Annotated in this window: 31 protein-coding genes; 1 reads left to right on the top strand and 30 read right to left on the bottom strand. The window is 54.2% G+C overall.

The window, feature by feature from the left end; all coding sequences use genetic code 11:
- Nucleotides 1-176 precede the first annotated feature (176 nt).
- The 28 genes from rplQ to rpsJ all read right to left on the bottom strand — a co-directional run bounded on the left by rplQ (nt 177) and on the right by rpsJ (nt 13,800).
- Nucleotides 177-560 (bottom strand): 50S ribosomal protein L17, encoded by a 384-nt coding sequence (gene rplQ / locus AAHA41_RS16650; RefSeq protein ID WP_005307999.1) that lies wholly within the window; start codon nt 558-560, stop codon nt 177-179.
- Nucleotides 561-603: 43 nt separating this feature from the next.
- Complete coding sequence (rpoA, locus tag AAHA41_RS16645; protein ID WP_005307997.1) at nt 604-1,593, bottom strand: DNA-directed RNA polymerase subunit alpha; 990 nt, start codon at nt 1,591-1,593, stop codon at nt 604-606.
- A gap of 25 nt (nt 1,594-1,618) precedes the next feature.
- A complete protein-coding gene (gene rpsD / locus AAHA41_RS16640; RefSeq protein ID WP_005342696.1) occupies nt 1,619-2,239 on the bottom strand; it encodes a 30S ribosomal protein S4 in 621 nt (206 codons plus the stop codon).
- Nucleotides 2,240-2,279: 40 nt separating this feature from the next.
- Complete coding sequence (rpsK, locus tag AAHA41_RS16635) at nt 2,280-2,669, bottom strand: 30S ribosomal protein S11 (protein WP_005307993.1); 390 nt, start codon at nt 2,667-2,669, stop codon at nt 2,280-2,282.
- Between the two features lie 14 nt (nt 2,670-2,683).
- Nucleotides 2,684-3,040, bottom strand: coding sequence for a 30S ribosomal protein S13 (gene rpsM / locus AAHA41_RS16630; protein WP_005307991.1), 357 nt, complete (start codon nt 3,038-3,040; stop codon nt 2,684-2,686).
- A 139-nt stretch (nt 3,041-3,179) separates the two neighbouring features.
- Nucleotides 3,180-3,293 carry a 50S ribosomal protein L36 gene (gene rpmJ / locus AAHA41_RS16625; RefSeq protein ID WP_005319705.1) on the bottom strand — a complete coding sequence of 38 codons (114 nt, stop codon included), beginning with the start codon at nt 3,291-3,293 and terminating at the stop codon, nt 3,180-3,182.
- A 27-nt stretch (nt 3,294-3,320) separates the two neighbouring features.
- A complete protein-coding gene (secY, locus tag AAHA41_RS16620) occupies nt 3,321-4,649 on the bottom strand; it encodes a preprotein translocase subunit SecY (RefSeq protein ID WP_005340602.1) in 1,329 nt (442 codons plus the stop codon).
- Between the two features lie 8 nt (nt 4,650-4,657).
- Nucleotides 4,658-5,095, bottom strand: a complete 438-nt coding sequence (gene rplO, locus AAHA41_RS16615) for a 50S ribosomal protein L15 (protein ID WP_033115582.1) — start codon at nt 5,093-5,095, stop codon at nt 4,658-4,660.
- A 2-nt stretch (nt 5,096-5,097) separates the two neighbouring features.
- Nucleotides 5,098-5,277 (bottom strand): 50S ribosomal protein L30, encoded by a 180-nt coding sequence (gene rpmD, locus AAHA41_RS16610; RefSeq protein WP_005307985.1) that lies wholly within the window; start codon nt 5,275-5,277, stop codon nt 5,098-5,100.
- A gap of 6 nt (nt 5,278-5,283) precedes the next feature.
- Nucleotides 5,284-5,784, bottom strand: a complete 501-nt coding sequence (gene rpsE / locus AAHA41_RS16605) for a 30S ribosomal protein S5 (RefSeq protein WP_005342686.1) — start codon at nt 5,782-5,784, stop codon at nt 5,284-5,286.
- Between the two features lie 14 nt (nt 5,785-5,798).
- Complete coding sequence (gene rplR / locus AAHA41_RS16600; RefSeq protein ID WP_005340606.1) at nt 5,799-6,152, bottom strand: 50S ribosomal protein L18; 354 nt, start codon at nt 6,150-6,152, stop codon at nt 5,799-5,801.
- A gap of 9 nt (nt 6,153-6,161) precedes the next feature.
- On the bottom strand, nt 6,162-6,695 hold the full coding sequence (gene rplF, locus AAHA41_RS16595; RefSeq protein ID WP_033115583.1) for a 50S ribosomal protein L6: 534 nt from the start codon (nt 6,693-6,695) through the stop codon (nt 6,162-6,164).
- Between the two features lie 13 nt (nt 6,696-6,708).
- Nucleotides 6,709-7,101 carry a 30S ribosomal protein S8 gene (gene rpsH / locus AAHA41_RS16590; protein ID WP_033115584.1) on the bottom strand — a complete coding sequence of 131 codons (393 nt, stop codon included), beginning with the start codon at nt 7,099-7,101 and terminating at the stop codon, nt 6,709-6,711.
- A 20-nt stretch (nt 7,102-7,121) separates the two neighbouring features.
- Entirely contained in the window at nt 7,122-7,427 is a 306-nt protein-coding gene (rpsN, locus tag AAHA41_RS16585; protein WP_005340609.1) for a 30S ribosomal protein S14, read from the bottom strand.
- Between the two features lie 10 nt (nt 7,428-7,437).
- Complete coding sequence (gene rplE, locus AAHA41_RS16580; protein ID WP_033115585.1) at nt 7,438-7,977, bottom strand: 50S ribosomal protein L5; 540 nt, start codon at nt 7,975-7,977, stop codon at nt 7,438-7,440.
- 13 nt (nt 7,978-7,990) lie between these two features.
- Complete coding sequence (gene rplX / locus AAHA41_RS16575) at nt 7,991-8,308, bottom strand: 50S ribosomal protein L24 (protein WP_005307977.1); 318 nt, start codon at nt 8,306-8,308, stop codon at nt 7,991-7,993.
- A gap of 11 nt (nt 8,309-8,319) precedes the next feature.
- Nucleotides 8,320-8,688 (bottom strand): 50S ribosomal protein L14, encoded by a 369-nt coding sequence (rplN, locus tag AAHA41_RS16570; RefSeq protein WP_005307975.1) that lies wholly within the window; start codon nt 8,686-8,688, stop codon nt 8,320-8,322.
- A 147-nt stretch (nt 8,689-8,835) separates the two neighbouring features.
- Entirely contained in the window at nt 8,836-9,084 is a 249-nt protein-coding gene (gene rpsQ, locus AAHA41_RS16565) for a 30S ribosomal protein S17 (RefSeq protein WP_005307966.1), read from the bottom strand.
- Complete coding sequence (rpmC, locus tag AAHA41_RS16560) at nt 9,084-9,275, bottom strand: 50S ribosomal protein L29 (RefSeq protein ID WP_005307965.1); 192 nt, start codon at nt 9,273-9,275, stop codon at nt 9,084-9,086. The genes rpsQ and rpmC overlap by 1 nt, the downstream gene beginning before the upstream one ends.
- Nucleotides 9,275-9,688: a 50S ribosomal protein L16 gene (rplP, locus tag AAHA41_RS16555; protein WP_005340612.1), complete on the bottom strand. Its 414-nt coding sequence runs from the start codon at nt 9,686-9,688 to the stop codon at nt 9,275-9,277. Before rplP ends, rpmC begins: the two co-directional genes overlap by 1 nt.
- Before the next feature lie 13 nt (nt 9,689-9,701).
- Nucleotides 9,702-10,415, bottom strand: a complete 714-nt coding sequence (rpsC, locus tag AAHA41_RS16550; protein WP_005307962.1) for a 30S ribosomal protein S3 — start codon at nt 10,413-10,415, stop codon at nt 9,702-9,704.
- A 3-nt stretch (nt 10,416-10,418) separates the two neighbouring features.
- Nucleotides 10,419-10,763: a 50S ribosomal protein L22 gene (gene rplV / locus AAHA41_RS16545; RefSeq protein WP_005319741.1), complete on the bottom strand. Its 345-nt coding sequence runs from the start codon at nt 10,761-10,763 to the stop codon at nt 10,419-10,421.
- A 10-nt stretch (nt 10,764-10,773) separates the two neighbouring features.
- Entirely contained in the window at nt 10,774-11,052 is a 279-nt protein-coding gene (gene rpsS, locus AAHA41_RS16540; protein ID WP_005307960.1) for a 30S ribosomal protein S19, read from the bottom strand.
- A gap of 22 nt (nt 11,053-11,074) precedes the next feature.
- Nucleotides 11,075-11,896 carry a 50S ribosomal protein L2 gene (gene rplB, locus AAHA41_RS16535; RefSeq protein WP_041209710.1) on the bottom strand — a complete coding sequence of 274 codons (822 nt, stop codon included), beginning with the start codon at nt 11,894-11,896 and terminating at the stop codon, nt 11,075-11,077.
- A gap of 15 nt (nt 11,897-11,911) precedes the next feature.
- Nucleotides 11,912-12,211: a 50S ribosomal protein L23 gene (gene rplW, locus AAHA41_RS16530; protein WP_342690021.1), complete on the bottom strand. Its 300-nt coding sequence runs from the start codon at nt 12,209-12,211 to the stop codon at nt 11,912-11,914.
- Entirely contained in the window at nt 12,211-12,816 is a 606-nt protein-coding gene (gene rplD / locus AAHA41_RS16525; protein ID WP_005340616.1) for a 50S ribosomal protein L4, read from the bottom strand. The genes rplW and rplD overlap by 1 nt, the downstream gene beginning before the upstream one ends.
- 17 nt (nt 12,817-12,833) lie before the next feature.
- The gene (gene rplC, locus AAHA41_RS16520) at nt 12,834-13,466 is read right to left on the bottom strand and encodes a 50S ribosomal protein L3 (RefSeq protein ID WP_005307947.1); all 633 of its coding nucleotides are present in this window, start codon (nt 13,464-13,466) and stop codon (nt 12,834-12,836) included.
- Between the two features lie 22 nt (nt 13,467-13,488).
- On the bottom strand, nt 13,489-13,800 hold the full coding sequence (gene rpsJ / locus AAHA41_RS16515; RefSeq protein ID WP_005307944.1) for a 30S ribosomal protein S10: 312 nt from the start codon (nt 13,798-13,800) through the stop codon (nt 13,489-13,491).
- 356 nt (nt 13,801-14,156) lie between these two features.
- On the opposite strand from rpsJ, the gene AAHA41_RS16510 reads away from it, so the two are divergent.
- On the top strand, nt 14,157-15,071 hold the full coding sequence (locus tag AAHA41_RS16510) for a DMT family transporter (RefSeq protein WP_201962757.1): 915 nt from the start codon (nt 14,157-14,159) through the stop codon (nt 15,069-15,071).
- A gap of 39 nt (nt 15,072-15,110) precedes the next feature.
- Here the strand turns inward: AAHA41_RS16510 and envZ are convergent, their stop codons facing one another.
- Nucleotides 15,111-16,421, bottom strand: coding sequence for a two-component system sensor histidine kinase EnvZ (gene envZ, locus AAHA41_RS16505; RefSeq protein WP_323068822.1), 1,311 nt, complete (start codon nt 16,419-16,421; stop codon nt 15,111-15,113).
- Nucleotides 16,418-17,140: a two-component system response regulator OmpR gene (gene ompR, locus AAHA41_RS16500; protein WP_033115589.1), complete on the bottom strand. Its 723-nt coding sequence runs from the start codon at nt 17,138-17,140 to the stop codon at nt 16,418-16,420. The genes envZ and ompR overlap by 4 nt, the downstream gene beginning before the upstream one ends.
- Between the last annotated feature and the right edge of the window lie 126 nt (nt 17,141-17,266).

The raw sequence follows: 17,266 nt of genomic DNA, 5'->3' as shown, positions 1-17,266 counted from the left end.
TTGAGGCAGTTGAGGCAGTTGAGGCAGTTGAGGCAGTTGAGGCAGTTGAGGCAGTTGAGGCAGTTGAGGCAGTTGAGGCAGTTGAGGCAGTTGAGGCAGTTGAGGCAGTTGAGGCAGTTGAGGCAGTATCAAAATCTCTTAAAAGAAAAGCCGGGACAAGCCCGGCTTTTTCTTTATCACTCAGCAGCTGCTTCAGCAGCGGCCGGGCGGTCTACCAGCTCAATATAAGCCATAGGGGCGTTGTCGCCAGCACGGAAACCGCATTTCAGAATGCGAGTATAACCGCCGGCGCGCTCCAGGTAGCGCGGGCCCAGTTCATTGAACAGCTTAGCCACGATCGCGTTGTCGCGAGTGCGGGCAAATGCCAGACGACGATTAGCAACGCTATCAGTCTTGGCAAGGGTGATCAGCGGTTCAACTACACGACGCAGCTCTTTTGCCTTAGGCAGAGTCGTCTTGATGATCTCATGACGAACCAGGGAGCTGGCCATGTTGCGGAACATAGCCTGACGATGGCTGCTGTTCCGGTTCAGTTGACGACCACTCAAACGATGGCGCATGACCTTATCCTTCTAACTAAATCTGTGAAACCCGTAATCTGGATTACTCGTCAGCGATGCTGGCGGGCGGCCAGTTCTCAAGGCGCATGCCAAGAGACAGACCACGGGAGGCCAACACGTCCTTGATCTCAGTCAGGGACTTCTTACCGAGGTTAGGAGTCTTAAGCAACTCAACTTCGGTACGCTGTACCAGATCACCAATATAGTGGATAGCTTCTGCCTTCAGACAGTTCGCAGAACGAACTGTCAGCTCCAAATCATCGACAGGACGCAGCAGAATCGGATCAAACTCGGGTTTCTCTTCTTTCTTCTCGGGCACGCTGACATCGCGCAGATCCACGAAGGCTTCCAGTTGCTCAGCCAAGATAGTGGCAGAACGACGGATGGCTTCTTCAGGATCCAGAGTACCATTGGTCTCCATGTCGATAACCAGCTTGTCCAAGTCGGTACGCTGTTCCACACGTGCTGCCTCAACATTGTAGGCAATACGAACGATGGGGCTGAACGCGGAGTCCAGCAGCAGGCGACCAATCGGACGCTCTTCGTCATCGTTGTGAACACGAGCAGAAGCAGGCACATAACCACGACCGCGCTGAACTTTCAGGCGCATGCTGATTTCAGCATTTGCACCAGTCAGGTGGCAGATTACGTGCTCCGGGTTTACGATCTCGACTTCATCACCGTGAGTGATATCACCTGCGGTAACGGGGCCTGTTCCAGACTTGGTCAGGGACAGAGTTACCTCGTCCTTGCCTTCCAGCTTCACAGCGATACCTTTCAGGTTGAGCAGGATTTCAAGAATGTCTTCCTGTACACCTTCTTTGCTGCTGTACTCATGCAGTACACCGTCAATTTCGACTTCAGTAACTGCACAACCGGGCATAGAAGACAGCAAAATACGACGCAGGGCGTTACCCAGCGTGTGACCAAAGCCACGCTCAAGTGGCTCAAGAGTCACTTTCGCATGAGTCGGGCTAACTTGCTCGATGTCAACTAGCCGCGGTTTAAGAAAATCTGTTACAGAACCCAGCATTGTGTCCTCTCTTTAGAAGCTAGCTTTACTTGGAGTAAAGCTCGACGATCAGCTGTTCGTTAATGTCGGCAGACAGGTCGGAACGCTCCGGCAGGCGCTTGAAGGCACCTTCCATTTTAGCGGCATCAACCTCTACCCAAGTCGGCTTCTCGCGCTGACCAGCAACCTCAAGGGCAGCTTTGATACGCGCTTGCTTCTTAGCCTTCTCACGAACGCAGATCACGTCCTCAGGGGAAACCTGGAAAGAAGGAATGTTCACAACGCGGCCGTTTACCATGATGGCCTTGTGGCTCACCAGCTGACGAGATTCAGCGCGGGTAGCACCGAAGCCCATGCGGTATACGACGTTGTCCAGACGACCTTCCAGCAGCTGCAACAGGTTTTCACCGGTGTTACCCTTTTGACGGGCAGCGTCGCGGTAGTAGTTGCGGAACTGTTTTTCCAATACGCCGTAGATACGACGAACTTTTTGTTTCTCGCGCAGTTGCACACCGTAGTCGGACAGCCGCGGCTTACGAGCGCCGTGCTGACCAGGAGCGGTGTCAATCTTGCACTTAGAATCAATCGCGCGAACACCAGACTTCAGGAAGAGGTCTGTGCCCTCACGACGGCTAAGCTTAAGCTTAGGACCGATATATCTTGCCATCTTCTTTCTCCAACAATCCTAGACCAAGTAGCTACCAGCGTTACACGCGGCGCTTCTTGGGAGGACGACAACCGTTGTGCGGGATCGGAGTCACATCAGTAATGTTAGTGATGCGGAAACCAGCCGCGTTCAGGGCGCGGATGGAAGACTCACGACCGGGACCCGGACCTTTGACCATGACTTCCAGGTTCTTGACGCCATATTCTTTGGCCATCTCACCAGCGCGTTCAGCAGCTACCTGAGCAGCGAACGGGGTGGACTTACGAGAACCGCGGAAACCGGAACCACCAGAAGTAGCCCAAGACAGAGCGTTGCCCTGACGGTCAGTAATGGTCACGATTGTGTTGTTGAAAGATGCATGAACGTGCGCAATACCGTCGCTCACTTGCTTTTTAACGCGCTTGCGAGCACGAGTCGGAGTTTTAGCCATTTTCTACCTTCCCGTTACTTCTTGATAGCCTTGCGCGGACCCTTACGGGTACGAGCGTTGGTCTTGGTACGTTGACCACGAACAGGCAGGCTACGACGGTGACGCAAACCACGGTAGCAACCCAGATCCATCAAACGCTTGATGTTCATGGAAATCTGACGACGCAGGTCACCTTCAACGGTGAATTTACCTACTTGTTCACGCAGACTCTCGATCTGAGCTTCGTCCAGGTCTTTAATTTTCACATTCTCAGCGATACCGGCTGCGGCACAGATGGCCTTGGAGCGGGTACGACCGACGCCATAAATAGCAGTCAAAGCAATGACTGCATGCTTATGGTCAGGAATGTTAATGCCAGCGATACGGGCCACTATTCACTCCTACATATAGTAGATTACGACCACCACAAAGCCCGTGAGCGGATACGTGGCGGTCAACCAATACACAACAAAAGTTGGCTGGCTATATTAGCCAGCACAACTATTTGTTGCAAGTACTAACCGTAAAAAATTAGCCTTGACGCTGTTTATGCTTAGGCTCGCTGCAAATCACACGCACCACACCGTGACGCTTGATGATTTTGCAGTTACGGCAGATTGCCTTAACGGAAGCACGAACTTTCATTGCTTAACTCCGTAACTACGCCGACCTTTAGCGGCCGTAGCCCTTCAGGTTGGCCTTCCTCAGGACGTCACCATATTGATGAGACATCATATGGGTCTGAACCTGAGCCATGAAGTCCATGATAACCACCACGATAATCAGCAGCGAGGTGCCACCGAAGTAGAACTGTACGTTCCAGGCAGTCATCAAGAACTGGGGTACCAGACAGATAAAGGTTATATAGAGTGCACCTGCCAATGTCAGGCGAGTCATAACCTTATCGATATAACGTGCTGTCTGCTCGCCCGGGCGAATCCCCGGGATAAAGGCTCCACTCTTCTTCAGGTTATCTGCTGTCTCGCGGGGGTTGAACACCAGCGCGGTATAGAAGAAGCAGAAGAAGATAATGGCTGCTGCATAGAGCATCTCGTAAAGCGGCTGACCCGGCTGCAGGACCATAGAGACCTGTTGCAGGATGTCGGCTACTTTACCCTCGCCCTGACCAAACCAAGAGGTAATGGTCCCCGGGAAGAGGATGATGCTGGATGCGAAAATCGCAGGAATCACACCGGCCATGTTGACTTTCAACGGCAGGTGCGTGCTTTGCGCGGCGAATACCTGGCGGCCTTGTTGACGCTTGGCATAGTTAACGACGATACGACGCTGACCACGCTCCACGAACACCACAAAGTAAGTCACTGCGAAAACAATCAAGCCCAGCAACAACAACAGCAGGATGTGCAATTCCCCTTGACGTGCCTGTTCGGCCGTAGCGCCAATGGCATGCGGCAGACCAGCAACGATACCTGTGAAAATAATCAACGAGATACCATTACCAATCCCACGCTCGGTAATCTGCTCCCCCAACCACATCAAGAACATGGTACCGGTGACCAGACTCACAACCGCTGTGAAATAGAAGCCAAGACCCGGATTAGTCACGAGTCCATGCATCATATTCGGCAGACCGGTTGCAATACCAATGGCCTGGAAAGTTCCCAAAACCAGCGTGCCCCAACGGGTATATTGGCTAATCTTGCGACGGCCGGATTCACCCTCTTTCTTGAGTTCAGCAAGAGCGGGATGAACCACAGTCAGCAGCTGGATAATGATCGACGCCGAAATGTACGGCATGATCCCCAACGCAAGAATAGAAGCACGCGAGAGTGCACCACCACTGAACATGTTGAACATCTCAATGATGGTGCCCTTCTGTTGCTGGAACAACTCGGCCAGTACGGCGGCGTCAATACCAGGAATCGGCACATAAGAGCCTGCACGGAAAACGATAATCGCCCCGAGAACGAAGAGCAGACGGCTCTTCAGTTCACTCAGACCACCCTGTGCTTTAACATCCAATCCTGGTTTCTTAGCCATTGTACTGATTATTCCTCGATTTTACCGCCAGCGGCCTCGATGGCTGCGCGTGCACCTTTGGTGACGGACAGACCACGAACGGTCACAGCACGGTCAATGTTGCCAGACAGAACAACTTTAGCGAACACGATGTTTTTAGTAATAACACCGGCTTGCTTCAGAGTGCTCACGTCGACCACATCACCTTCTACCAGGGCGATTTCGTTCAGGCGCACTTCGGCAGAAACCAAAGATTTGCGAGAGAAGAAACCGAACTTCGGCAGACGGATTTTCAAAGGCATCTGGCCGCCTTCGAAACCGTTGCGAACTTTGCCGCCACCGGAACGAGAGGTTTGGCCTTTAACACCACGACCACCAGTCTTGCCCAGGCCGGAGCCGATACCACGGCCACGACGATGTTTTTCAGGCTTGGAACCAGCGGCCGGAGACAGAGTGTTCAGACGCATGCTTAGCCCTCCACCTTAACCATGTAATAAACCTGGTTGATCATACCGCGTACGCAGGGAGTATCTTCCAGCTCAACGGTGTGACCAATGCGACGCAGACCCAGACCACGCAGAGTCGCCTTGTGCTTGGGCAGACGGCCGATAGAGCTGCGAGTTTGAGTTACTTTTACAGTGTTAGCCATGTCGCATTACCCCAGAATTTCTTCAACGCGCAGACCACGCTTGGCAGCGATCTGTTCCGGTGATTGACCGTGAACCAGAGCGTCTACAGTTGCGCGAACAACGTTGATTGGGTTGGTGGAACCGTAGGTTTTAGCCAGCACGTTGTGGATACCAGCAACTTCCAGAACAGCACGCATAGCGCCGCCTGCGATGATACCAGTACCTTGAGAGGCCGGCTTCATGAACACGGTGGAACCGGAGTGAACACCTTTCACCGGGTGGTGCAGGGTGCCGTTGTTCAGCTCAACCTTGTTCAGGTTACGCTTGGCCTGTTCCATTGCTTTTTGAATAGCAGCCGGAACTTCACGGGCTTTACCGTAACCGTAACCTACACGGCCGTTACCATCACCCACCACGGTCAACGCGGTGAAGGACATGATACGACCACCTTTAACAGTTTTCGAAACACGGTTTACTGCAATCAGCTTTTCTTGCAGTTCGCCGGCTTGAGATTCGACTTTAGCCATCTTCGACTCCTAGCTTAGAACTGAAGACCAGCGTCACGTGCAGCAGCTGCCAGAGCAGCGATACGGCCGTGATACTTGAAACCGGAACGATCGAAAGATACGTTCTGAACGCCTTTGGCAATAGCACGCTCAGCGATAGCTTTACCTACAGCGGTAGCAGCATCTGCGTTACCGGTGTATTTCAGAGCTTCACTGATGGCTTTCTCTACTGTGGAAGCAGAGGCCAGAACTTCGGAACCGTTGGCTGCAATAACCTGCGCATAGATATGACGCGGGGTACGGTGAACAACCAGACGGGTAGCTCCCAGTTCCTGCATCTTTTTCCGAGCACGAGTAGCACGACGGAGACGAGCTGCTTTCTTGTCCATAGTGTTACCTTACTTCTTCTTAGCTTCTTTAGTACGCACTTGCTCGTTGGCATAGCGTACACCCTTGCCCTTGTAGGGCTCCGGAGCGCGGTAAGCACGGATATCGGCGGCGACTTGGCCAACCAGCTGCTTGTCAACGCCACGCAGAACGATTTCGGTCTGGGACGGGCACTCAGCGGTTACACCAGCCGGCAGCTCATGCTCTACCGGGTGAGAGAAGCCCAGAGCCAGAGCGACAGCATTGCCCTTGATGGAGGCTTTGTAACCTACACCAACCAGCTGCAGCTTGCGCTCGAAGCCTTGGGTAACACCGATTACCATGTTGTTGACCAATGCACGGGCAGTACCGGCCTGAGCGTCAGCACCAGCGATGCCGTCGCGCGGGGCGAACTTCAGTACATTGTCTTCTTTGGTCACTTCTACACCGGCGTGAATAGAACGAACCAGAGAACCTTTACCACCTTTGATGGACAGTTCCTGACCGTTCAGAGTCACTTCTACGCCAGCAGGAATAGTGACGGGTGCCTTAGCAACGCGAGACATTTCCGACCTCCTATTAAGCGACGTAGCAGATGATCTCACCACCCATGCTTGCTTTGCGAGCAGCACGGTCGGTCATCACACCTTTAGACGTGGACACGATAGCAACACCGAGACCGCCCATAACTTTCGGCAGATCAGTAGTGCGCTTGTAAATACGCAGGCCGGGACGGCTCACGCGTTGGATCAGTTCTACAACCGGCTTGCCCTGGAAATATTTCAGTTCAATTTCCAGTTCCGGCTTCACGTCACCAGCTACGGTGTAGCCAGCGATGTAACCTTCTTCTTTCAGCACTTTGGCAATAGCCACTTTCAGCTTGGAAGAAGGCATGGAAACCGCAACTTTGCTCGCCGCCTGACCGTTACGGATGCGGGTCAGCATATCCGCGATCGGATCTTGCATGCTCATAGTCTAACTCCCGAGATTCTTTACCAAGAGGCCTTTTTCAGGCCCGGAATTTCGCCCTTCATGGCATGCTCACGCACCTTGATGCGAGACAGGCCAAACTTGCGCAGGAAACCGTGCGGACGACCAGTAATGTTGCAACGGTTACGCTGACGGGACGGACTGGAATCACGGGGCAGCTGTTGCAGTTGCAGAACAGCATCCCAACGCGCTTCTTCAGAAGCGTTCATATCAACGATGATAGCTTTGAGCTCGGCACGCTTGGTTGCGTACTTGGCTACCAGCTTGGCACGCTTTGCTTCGCGCGCTTTCATGGATGTTTTAGCCATAACCCTAACCTTACTTGCGGAATGGGAAGTTAAAGGCAGCCAGCAGAGCACGGCCTTCTTCATCGGTATTCGCGGAAGTGGTGATGGTGATATCCAGACCACGGACGCGATCGACTTTGTCATAGTCGATTTCCGGGAAGATGATCTGCTCACGCACGCCCATGGAGTAGTTACCACGACCGTCGAACGCTTTAGCGTTCAGGCCACGGAAGTCACGGATACGCGGTACGGAGATGCAGATCAGCCGTTCCAGGAACTCCCACATACGCTCGCCACGCAGGGTTACTTTACAACCTATCGGGTAGCCTTCACGAATCTTGAAGCCCGCAACAGATTTGCGAGCTTTGGTGATCAGCGGCTTCTGACCGGAAATGGCAGCCATATCGGCAGCAGCATTTTCCAGCAATTTCTTGTCAGAGATCGCTTCACCAACACCCATGTTCAGGGTGATTTTCTCGATCCGAGGGACTTGCATGATAGTCTTGTAACCGAACTGCTTGGTCAGTTCACTTACTACATCGGATTTGTAGTAATCATGCAGTTTCGCCATCGTTAAACTCCAATTACTTCACAAGTTCGCCGGTGGATTTGAAGAAACGAACTTTTTTGCCGTCTTCAATCCGGAAACCAACGCGGTCAGCTTTGCCAGTGGCAGAGTTGAACAGCGCTACGTTAGATACATCGATGGGGGCTTCTTTGGTGACGATACCGCCAGCCTGACCCAGTGCGGGTACCGGCTTCTGGTGTTTCTTCACCTGGTTGATGCCTTCCACGATTACCTTACCTTTAGCAATCAGAACTTGAGTGACTTTGCCACGCTTGCCCTTGTCTTTGCCGGTAAGAACAATCACTTCGTCTTCGCGACGGATTTTAGCTGCCATCGTTCGACTCCTTACAGTACTTCGGGTGCCAGGGACACAATCTTCATGAACTTCTCATTACGCAGTTCACGGGTCACCGGGCCAAAAATACGAGTACCGATCGGCTGTTGGTTGTTGTTAAGCAACACAGCCGCATTGTTGTCGAAACGGATGACTGAGCCGTCCGGACGACGAACGCCTTTACGGGTGCGTACGACCACCGCGTTATACACATCACCTTTCTTCACTTTACCGCGAGGAATAGCTTCCTTGATGGAAACTTTGATGATGTCGCCGATGCCGGCGTAACGGCGGTGCGAACCACCCAGAACCTTAATACACATTACACTGCGAGCGCCGGAGTTGTCGGCAACACCCAGCATACTTTGCATCTGGATCATCTTAGTGCTCCGCTTTGTTTACTTCTTATCCCTTTCGGGATCTGGCTGCCTTCAAAAGGCGCGAAACTATAACACAGGATTTTTAGAAAAGGTAGCCTAAAAAACAAACGGCCCCTGAAAGGGGCCGTTTGGGCTAAAAAGTACCGATTAGGCCTTTTCTACAACGGCAACCAAGGTCCAGGACTTGGTCTTGGACAGCGGGCGGCATTCGCGGATTTCCACGAGGTCACCAGCTTTGCACTCGTTGTTTTCATCATGTACGTGCAGCTTGGTAGTGCGCTTGATGATCTTACCGTAGATCGGGTGCTTTACCTTGCGCTCGATGGCAACAGTGATGGACTTGTCCATCTTGTCGCTGATTACACGACCCTGCAGAGTACGGATTTTGTCAGTCATTACGCACCTGCCTTCTCAGTCAGTACAGTCTTGATACGTGCGACGTCACGACGCACTTGTTTCAGAGTGTGAGTCTGAGCCAGTTGGCCGGTGGAAGCTTGCATGCGCATGTTGAATTGCTCACGCAGCAGGCCCAGCAGCTCCTGGTTCAGTTCTTCGACGCTCTTTTGACGCAGATCTTGGGCTTTCATCACATCACCGTCTTAATTACGAAAGTGGTCTGAACAGACAGCTTGGCTGCGGCCAGGGCGAACGCTTCACGCGCCAGAGCCTCAGGTACACCGTCCATCTCGTACAGAACCTTGCCAGGCTGGATCGGGCAAACCCAGTATTCCACGTTACCCTTACCTTTACCCATACGAACTTCGAGGGGCTTTTCGGTAATCGGCTTGTCCGGGAACACACGGATCCAGATCTTACCCTGACGCTTAACGTGACGGGTCATGGCACGACGGGCTGCTTCGATTTGACGAGCAGTCAGCTGACCACGAGATGTCGCCTTCAGGCCAAAGGTACCGAAGGATACTTCGTTACCAGAGGTGGCCAGACCGCGGTTACGACCTTTGTGGGTCTTGCGGAATTTAGTACGCTTTGGTTGCAACATTTACCGAATCTCCTTACTTGGCAGCGCGGCGCTTGTTGTCACGCTTGGGCTTCGCAGGAGCTTGCTCTTGAGCAGCGGCAGCGTTGACAGCAGCCAGACCGCCCAGAACTTCGCCCTTGAAGATCCAAACTTTAACGCCGATCACACCGTAAGTGGTGTGGGCTTCAGAAGTTGCGTAGTCGATGTCGGCACGCAGGGTGTGCAACGGCACACGACCTTCACGGTACCATTCGGTACGCGCGATTTCAGCGCCGCCCAGACGACCGGAAACTTCCACTTTGATGCCCTTGGCACCCAGGCGCATTGCGTTCTGTACGGCGCGCTTCATAGCACGACGGAACATTACACGACGCTCCAGCTGGGAAGTGATGCTGTCGGCAACCAGTTTGCCATCCAGCTCCGGCTTGCGGACTTCGGAAATGTTGATCTGAGCAGGCACGCCAGCAATAGTGGCTACAGCTTTGCGCAGCTTCTCAACGTCTTCGCCTTTCTTACCGATCACAACACCCGGACGAGCGGTGTGAATGGTCACACGGATGCTCTTGGCCGGACGCTCGATGGTGATCTTGGACAAGGACGCGTTTTTCAGTTCCTTGGTCAGGAACTGGCGTACTTGAAAATCGCTGTACAGGTTGTCAGCGAAGTCTTTGGTGTTCGCGAACCAGGTAGAATTCCAAGGCTTGGTAATACCCAGGCGAATGCCATTAGGATGTACTTTCTGACCCATTGCTTATCTCCCAGCCTTAGCGTCGGATACCACTACGGTGATGTGAGCGGTACGCTTGAGGATACGATCCGCGCGACCTTTGGCACGAGGACGGATGCGCTTCATGGAGGGACCTTCGTCGACCATGATAGTAGCAACACGCAGGGCGTCGATGTCGGCGCCTTCGTTGTGCTCAGCGTTTGCAATGGCAGATTCCAGCACTTTCTTCACCAGAACAGCAGCCTTTTTCGGGCTGAAGGTCAGGATGTTCAGAGCCTTGTCTACGGACAGACCACGTACTTGATCGGCTACCAGACGAGCTTTCTGGGCAGAAGTACGGGCATAACGGTGTTTAGCGATAGCTTCCATCATTTATCCCTTAGCGCTTCTTAGCCTTCTTATCAGCAGCATGGCCGCGATAAGTACGAGTCGGTGCGAATTCACCCAGTTTGTGACCGATCATTTCTTCGGTAACGAAAACCGGAACGTGCTGACGACCATTATGGACAGCGATGGTCAAACCGATCATGTTCGGGATGATCATTGAACGACGGGACCAGGTTTTAACCGGCTTTTTATCCCCGCTTTCCACCGCTTTCTCTACCTTCTTCAGCAAGTGCAGGTCGATAAATGGACCCTTCTTGAGAGAACGTGGCATGGTGATTCCTCTATGTTAACAATTACTTGTTACGACGACGTACGATGTACTTGTCGGTACGCTTGTTCTTACGGGTCTTGAAGCCTTTAGCCTTCTGGCCCCATGGGGACACAGGCTGCATGCCCTTGTTACGACCCTCACCACCACCGTGCGGGTGGTCAACCGGGTTCATCGCCATACCGCGAACGGTCGGACGAATACCACGCCAGCGGTTTGCACCGGCTTTACCCAGTTGACGCAGCATGTGCTCGGAGTTACCGACTTCGCCGATGGTAGCGCGGCACTCGGCCAGAACTTTACGTACTTCGCCGGAACGCAGACGCAGAGTTACATAGTTACCTTCACGAGCCAGGATCTGGATGAAAGTACCAGCGGAACGAGCCAGCTGGGCACCTTTACCAGGCTTCATCTCAACAGCGTGAACGGTAGAACCGACCGGGATGTTGCGCATCGGCAGGGTGTTACCTACCTTGATTGCGGCATCAGCACCAGAAGCGATTGCATCACCAGCTTTCAGGCCTTTCGGAGCCAGGATGTAACGACGCTCCCCGTCTGCATACAGCACCAGGGCGATGTTTGCGGTACGGTTCGGATCGTATTCCAGGCGCTCAACTTTAGCCGGGATACCGTCTTTGTCGCGCTTGAAGTCGATCAGACGGTAGTGCTGCTTGTGACCACCGCCGATGTGGCGAGTGGTGATGCGGCCGTTGTTGTTACGACCACCGGTTTTGTCTTTCTTGTCCAGCAGAGCTGCAAAGGGCTTACCCTTGTACAGTTCCTGGTTGACGATCTTGACGACGTGGCGGCGGCCCGGAGAAGTAGGCTTGCACTTAACGATTGCCATTTTTCAGAACTCCTCTTACTCGGCTGCGCCCATGAAGTCGATGTCCTGACCAGCTTTCAGGGTCACATAAGCCTTTTTCCAATCGGAACGACGGCCTACGCGTGCACCTGCGCGCTTGGTCTTACCCTTCATGTTCAGGGTACGGACGGTCTCAACTTCGACCTCGAACAGTTTCGCAACTGCAGCTTTGACTTCCGCCTTGGTGGCATCAACAGCAACTTTGAACACGATAGTGTTCTGCTTTTCTGCAACCATGGTGCTCTTTTCAGAGATGTGCGGAGCCTTCAGAACTTTCAGCAGACGCTCTTCACGGATCATGCCAGCATCTCCTCGATTTGCTTAACTGCGTCAGCAGTCATCAGAACCTTGTCGAAAGCGATCAGGCTGACCGGGTCGATACCGGCAACGTCACGCACGTCAACTTTGTACAGGTTGCGAGCAGCCAGGAACAGGTTCTCATCGACTTCAGCAGTCACGATCAGAACGTCAGTCAGTTCCATTTCTTTCAGCTTGGCGATCAGTTCTTTGGTCTTCGGAGCTTCGATGCCGAACTTCTCAACAACGATCAGGCGCTCTTGACGTACCAGCTCGGACAGGATGCTACGGATAGCGCCGCGGTACATCTTCTTGTTTACTTTCTGGCTGTGATCTTGCGGCTTAGCAGCAAAAGTCACACCACCGGAACGCCAAATGGGCGAACGGATGGAGCCAGCACGGGCACGACCAGTACCCTTCTGACGCCACGGCTTTTTGCCGCCACCAGACACTTCAGAGCGAGTCAGCTGCGCACGAGTACCCTGACGGGCACCAGCGGCATAAGCAACGACAACCTGGTGAACCAGAGCTTCGTTGAATTCGCGCCCGAAGGTAGTCTCGGAAACTTCAAGAGCGCTCTTGGCGTCTTTCATTACCAATTCCATTACTATCTCCTCAGACGTTACGCTTTGACGGCAGGTTTAACGATCACGTTGCCGTTGGTTGCACCCGGTACTGCACCTTTGATGAGCAGCAGGTTGCGTTCAGCGTCAACACGAACCAGTTCCAGGTTCTGAGTCGTTACACGCTCAGCACCCATGTGACCAGCCATCTTTTTGCCCTTGAATACACGGCCCGGGGTCTGGTTTTGACCGATGGAGCCAGGTACACGGTGGGACAGAGAGTTACCGTGGGTCATATCCTGGGTACGGAAGTTCCAGCGCTTAACAGTACCGGCAAAACCTTTACCCTTGGATGTGCCGGTAACGTCTACCAGCTTAACGTCAGCGAGAAGATCTACTTTCAGCTCGCTACCAACAGTGAAAGTTTCACCGTTGTTCAGGCGGAATTCCCACAGACCGCGACCGGCTTCTACACCAGCTTTGGCGAAGTGGCCAGCTTCCGGCTTGGTTACGCGGCTAGCTTTCTTGGAGCCAGTGGTAACCTGAATAGCGTTGTAGCCGTCGGTTTCTACAGATTTGACCTGAGTTACACGGTTAGCTTCAACTTCGATAACAGTCACCGGGATAGAAACGCCATCTTCAGTGAAGATGCGAGTCATACCCACTTTGCGACCTACAAGACCGATTGTCATTGTTATCAACCTCTTTCCGTAATTAACCCAGGCTGATCTGGACGTCTACACCAGCTGCCAGATCCAGACGCATCAGGGCGTCTACGGTCTTGTCAGTCGGCTCAACGATGTCTACCAGACGCTTGTGAGTGCGGATCTCGTACTGATCACGCGCGTCTTTGTTGACGTGCGGGGAGATCAGAACGGTGAAACGCTCTTTGCGAGTCGGCAGCGGGATAGGACCGCGAACCTGCGCGCCAGTGCGCTTAGCAGTTTCAACGATTTCCGCAGTGGACTGATCAATCAGACGATGATCAAAAGCCTTCAGGCGGATACGGATTCTTTGGTTCTGCATTGACAGAGCTCCAATAGATAAAAGAACATAAATCAACACCGCCCGACCGAGATTACTCCCGCCAGAGGTGTGATTTTTCACGTTTCTCCCCATATCGGGGAGACTGTATGGCTGGTTCCCACAAAGGGGATACTCAGCAAGCAGACATATCGTCTGGCTGGCCTCATGGGCAAGCGGAGGGGATTATACGGATTTTTCAAATTTGCGCAAGTGAAGGCGAACAGATTGTGCGCAATTTTATGTGACAGATGGATCTCGCACTCACCGCCTCTGCTCCCCTGTCGGTAGCACTGACGACAAGCCGGCAAGCAGGCTGATAGACTGGGCTCCGCCTTCGTCAATGGAACGACTCCCACATGCTCAAAGATCAAAAGAAAGCCTATCAATATGGCCTCTGTGCCGTTGCGCTCTGGTCGACGGTCGCCAGTGCCTTCAAGATATCGCTCACCTACTTTGAACCGGTGCAACTACTGCTGGTCGCGGCGTTTACCTCGACCCTGACGCTGACAGCCATCGTGGCTAAGCAGGGTAAACTGGGTCTGCTGGGCAGCTACATCAAGGCACGCCCGCTTTACTATCTGGCGCTGGGTGTACTCAATCCCTTCCTCTATTACCTGCTGCTGTTCAAGGCCTATGACCTGCTGCCTGCCCAGCAGGCGCAGACCCTCAACTACACCTGGGCCATCACCCTCAGTCTGCTGGCCGTTCCCTTCCTCGGTCAGAAACTGCGTCGTCGCGATGGCGTCGCCATCGTGCTTGGCTACTTTGGCGCGCTGGTGATCGCCACCAAGGGGGATATATTCGGCCTGCAGTTCGACAGCCCGCTCGGCGTAACGCTGGCACTGGTGTCGACTCTGATCTGGGCCAGCTACTGGATCCTCAATACCCGCAATCAGGGGGATCCCGTTGTCAGCTTGCTGCTTGGCTTCATCATCAGCCTGCCCTTTATCGTCGCCGCGACCTGGCTGCTTTCCGATTTTGCCATGACCGCCTGGCAGGGATGGGCAGGCGCCATCTATGTAGGTCTGTTCGAGATGGGTTTCGGTTTCGTGCTCTGGTTGATGGCGCTGCGCCACGCCACCAACACCGCCCCCATCAGCAACCTTATCTTCATCTCGCCGTTTGCCTCGCTGGTGCTGCTCAACCTGCTGATCGGCGAAACCATTCACCCCGCCACCCCTATCGGGCTGGCCCTCATCGTCGCGGCCCTGCTTATCCAGCAGCTGAAATATGGCAAGCGCTATCGCAATACCGCCAAGCCACAAGCCTGACCAAGCAGAAGGGGCGTATCTCTCGATACGCCCCTTCTCTCAATCCATCCACTCCTGCGGCTGGTTCTTGGGTAACCGCAGCTCGACCAGCAAGCCACCCAGCTCGGATCGTCCCAACCTGATGGTGCCGTGATGCTGGGCCATGATCTTGGCTACGATGGCCAGTCCCAAGCCGCTCCCTCCCACGGTGCGAGCCACATTCCCCTGAGTAAAGGGCTTGAGTACCCGGGTGTAGTCCTGCTCCGGGATACCCGGGCCATCATCGGACAAGCGCAGGCGAACCCAGTGACCATCGTCTTTCAGCTCGGCATGCAGGCTGCCTGCCCCATAGCGTAGCGAGTTGCCTGCCAGATTGGTCAGCACCCGCCGCATACTGATCGGGTTGCAGACGACTCGCACCGCATCCTTCGGCAGGGCGAGGTCAACTTCGAGCCCCTGCTCGGTGTGCATCAACAAAGTGTCGTGTACCAGCTGAGTCAAATCGGCCGGTGAAAACTGCTGCCCTTCATCGGGACGGATGTAGTCGATGAACTGATCGATGATGGCATTCGATTCATCGATATCGGAGTTGATGCTCTCCTTGAGGTACTCGTCGCCCGACGACATCATCTCGGTCGCAAGACGAATCCGGGTCAGCGGGGTGCGCAGATCGTGGGACACCCCCGCCATCATCATATTGCGCTCCTCTATCAGGCTCTTGATGGAGTGCGACATATGGTTGAAGGTACGGGTCAGACGGCGAACTTCACGGGACCCCTGCTCGCCCAGCGCCTCGGGGAACTCCCCTTTGGCCACCGCAACGGCTCCCTCCTCCAGATCCTCCAGCGGGCGAACCAGCTGACGGGCAAAACGCCAGGCGGCAAAGAGGGTGATCACCAGCAGCACGCTCATATAGAGGATAAGCGGCTCGATATCGTCATCTTCAATCTCGGTCAGCCGGATTCGGACCCAGGTTTTGTTGGCCTGGGGAGGCTGGATCCAGATGATGTAGTGATCCTGGATCTCGACCCGCACCTTGGTCTTGCCACCAAGCTCGCGACTGATGTTCTCCTCCAGATAGGCATAGGGCTTGGAATCGTTAAGTCCATGCTGCTCCGCTTCGCTCTGGGTGTAGATATCGCTGCCGGTCGCCACATAGACCAGCGCCTCGGCGTCATCGCTCAGCGCCAGCTGATTGCTCTCGACCGGAAAGATGAGTTTGACCTGATTGGCAAGCAGGTGACTGATCTGCTTGACCGTCGGGGCCAGCAGATAGTTGTAGAAGGTAACGTAGGAGACTGCTTGATAGACGATCAGCACGGCCGCCAAAAACCAGAGCATGCGTGAAAACATGCTCCCGACTTTTTTCATGCTCTTTCACCATCAGGCACAAAGACGTAGCCCAGACCCCAGACAGTCTGCAGATAACGCGGCTGGGTCGGATCCTGCTCCAGCAGACGGCGCAGGCGCGACACCTGCACGTCGATGCTGCGCTCGGTGGCTGTGTATTCGCGACCCCGGGCCAGATTCATCAGCTTGTCGCGGGAGAGCGGCTCGCGCGGGTGGCTCACCAGCACCTTGAGCACGGCAAATTCACCGCTGGTCAGCGCCATCGGCTCACCATCGCGGCTCAGCTCGCGGGTCGCGAGATTGAGCTGATAGACCCCGAAGTTGACCACCTTCTCGGCGGCGGAGGGAGCACCGGGCAACTCGACGGTATGACGGCGCAGCACAGCACGGATCCGGGCCAGCAGCTCGCGCGGATTGAACGGCTTGGGCAGGTAGTCATCCGCCCCCATCTCGAGCCCGACGATGCGATCGACATCATCCCCCTTGGCAGTCAGCATCAACACAGGGATCTGGTTGCCCCCCTCGCGCAAACGGCGGCAGATGGAGAGACCATCCTCGCCGGGCAGCATCAGGTCGAGCACCATCAGGCTGAAGTTTTCACGGGTCAGCAGACGATCGGCCTGCTCGCCGTTGGCAACGCCACGCACCACGAACCCCTGTTCGGTGAGGTAGCGCTCCAGCAGGGAGCGTAATTTCAGATCGTCGTCCACCACCAGGACCTTGTATTGCTGCTGACTCATTGGATTGCCTCGTCGCCTTAATCTGCCTCCAATACTAGGGCGGGGCACTGCGGGAGCAAAGCATAAATATGTTACCGGTTATTGCTTGATGATTGCGGAAGCGGAAGTCAATCGAACGAAAATCGT

The sequence above is a fragment of the Aeromonas sp. SER genome (genome assembly GCF_038739615.1).
GTDB lineage: Bacteria > Pseudomonadota > Gammaproteobacteria > Enterobacterales > Aeromonadaceae > Aeromonas > Aeromonas jandaei.
The sequence above is the reverse complement of the archived record's forward strand: the minus strand, read 5'-3'. Positions and strand labels throughout refer to the sequence as shown.

What these genes read in the sequence shown, in the direction of transcription:
- rpmJ (WP_005319705.1), bottom strand. Translation starts at nt 3,293, where the DNA reads ATGAAAGTTCGTGCTTCCGTTAAGGCAATCTGCCGTAACTGCAAAATC.
- ompR (WP_033115589.1), bottom strand. Translation starts at nt 17,140, where the DNA reads ATGAGTCAGCAGCAATACAAGGTCCTGGTGGTGGACGACGATCTGAAA.
- envZ (WP_323068822.1), bottom strand. Translation starts at nt 16,421, where the DNA reads ATGAAAAAAGTCGGGAGCATGTTTTCACGCATGCTCTGGTTTTTGGCG.
- rplD (WP_005340616.1), bottom strand. Translation starts at nt 12,816, where the DNA reads ATGGAATTGGTAATGAAAGACGCCAAGAGCGCTCTTGAAGTTTCCGAG.
- rpoA (WP_005307997.1), bottom strand. Translation starts at nt 1,593, where the DNA reads ATGCTGGGTTCTGTAACAGATTTTCTTAAACCGCGGCTAGTTGACATC.
- AAHA41_RS16510 (WP_201962757.1), top strand. Translation starts at nt 14,157, where the DNA reads ATGCTCAAAGATCAAAAGAAAGCCTATCAATATGGCCTCTGTGCCGTT.
- rpsD (WP_005342696.1), bottom strand. Translation starts at nt 2,239, where the DNA reads ATGGCAAGATATATCGGTCCTAAGCTTAAGCTTAGCCGTCGTGAGGGC.
- rpsH (WP_033115584.1), bottom strand. Translation starts at nt 7,101, where the DNA reads ATGAGCATGCAAGATCCGATCGCGGATATGCTGACCCGCATCCGTAAC.
- rpsS (WP_005307960.1), bottom strand. Translation starts at nt 11,052, where the DNA reads ATGCCACGTTCTCTCAAGAAGGGTCCATTTATCGACCTGCACTTGCTG.
- rpsN (WP_005340609.1), bottom strand. Translation starts at nt 7,427, where the DNA reads ATGGCTAAAACATCCATGAAAGCGCGCGAAGCAAAGCGTGCCAAGCTG.
- rplQ (WP_005307999.1), bottom strand. Translation starts at nt 560, where the DNA reads ATGCGCCATCGTTTGAGTGGTCGTCAACTGAACCGGAACAGCAGCCAT.
- rplV (WP_005319741.1), bottom strand. Translation starts at nt 10,763, where the DNA reads ATGGAAGCTATCGCTAAACACCGTTATGCCCGTACTTCTGCCCAGAAA.
- rpsJ (WP_005307944.1), bottom strand. Translation starts at nt 13,800, where the DNA reads ATGCAGAACCAAAGAATCCGTATCCGCCTGAAGGCTTTTGATCATCGT.
- rplO (WP_033115582.1), bottom strand. Translation starts at nt 5,095, where the DNA reads ATGCGTCTGAACACTCTGTCTCCGGCCGCTGGTTCCAAGCCTGAAAAA.
- rpsE (WP_005342686.1), bottom strand. Translation starts at nt 5,784, where the DNA reads ATGGCTAAAGTCGAATCTCAAGCCGGCGAACTGCAAGAAAAGCTGATT.
- rplB (WP_041209710.1), bottom strand. Translation starts at nt 11,896, where the DNA reads ATGGCAATCGTTAAGTGCAAGCCTACTTCTCCGGGCCGCCGCCACGTC.
- rplR (WP_005340606.1), bottom strand. Translation starts at nt 6,152, where the DNA reads ATGGACAAGAAAGCAGCTCGTCTCCGTCGTGCTACTCGTGCTCGGAAA.
- rplF (WP_033115583.1), bottom strand. Translation starts at nt 6,695, where the DNA reads ATGTCTCGCGTTGCTAAGGCACCCGTCACTATTCCTGCTGGCGTAGAA.
- rplP (WP_005340612.1), bottom strand. Translation starts at nt 9,688, where the DNA reads ATGTTGCAACCAAAGCGTACTAAATTCCGCAAGACCCACAAAGGTCGT.
- rpmD (WP_005307985.1), bottom strand. Translation starts at nt 5,277, where the DNA reads ATGGCTAACACTGTAAAAGTAACTCAAACTCGCAGCTCTATCGGCCGT.
- rplN (WP_005307975.1), bottom strand. Translation starts at nt 8,688, where the DNA reads ATGATCCAGATGCAAAGTATGCTGGGTGTTGCCGACAACTCCGGCGCT.
- rpsC (WP_005307962.1), bottom strand. Translation starts at nt 10,415, where the DNA reads ATGGGTCAGAAAGTACATCCTAATGGCATTCGCCTGGGTATTACCAAG.
- rpsQ (WP_005307966.1), bottom strand. Translation starts at nt 9,084, where the DNA reads ATGACTGACAAAATCCGTACTCTGCAGGGTCGTGTAATCAGCGACAAG.
- rpmC (WP_005307965.1), bottom strand. Translation starts at nt 9,275, where the DNA reads ATGAAAGCCCAAGATCTGCGTCAAAAGAGCGTCGAAGAACTGAACCAG.
- rplX (WP_005307977.1), bottom strand. Translation starts at nt 8,308, where the DNA reads ATGGCAGCTAAAATCCGTCGCGAAGACGAAGTGATTGTTCTTACCGGC.
- secY (WP_005340602.1), bottom strand. Translation starts at nt 4,649, where the DNA reads ATGGCTAAGAAACCAGGATTGGATGTTAAAGCACAGGGTGGTCTGAGT.
- rplC (WP_005307947.1), bottom strand. Translation starts at nt 13,466, where the DNA reads ATGACAATCGGTCTTGTAGGTCGCAAAGTGGGTATGACTCGCATCTTC.
- rplE (WP_033115585.1), bottom strand. Translation starts at nt 7,977, where the DNA reads ATGGCGAAACTGCATGATTACTACAAATCCGATGTAGTAAGTGAACTG.
- rpsK (WP_005307993.1), bottom strand. Translation starts at nt 2,669, where the DNA reads ATGGCTAAAACTCCGACTCGTGCTCGCAAGCGCGTTAAAAAGCAAGTG.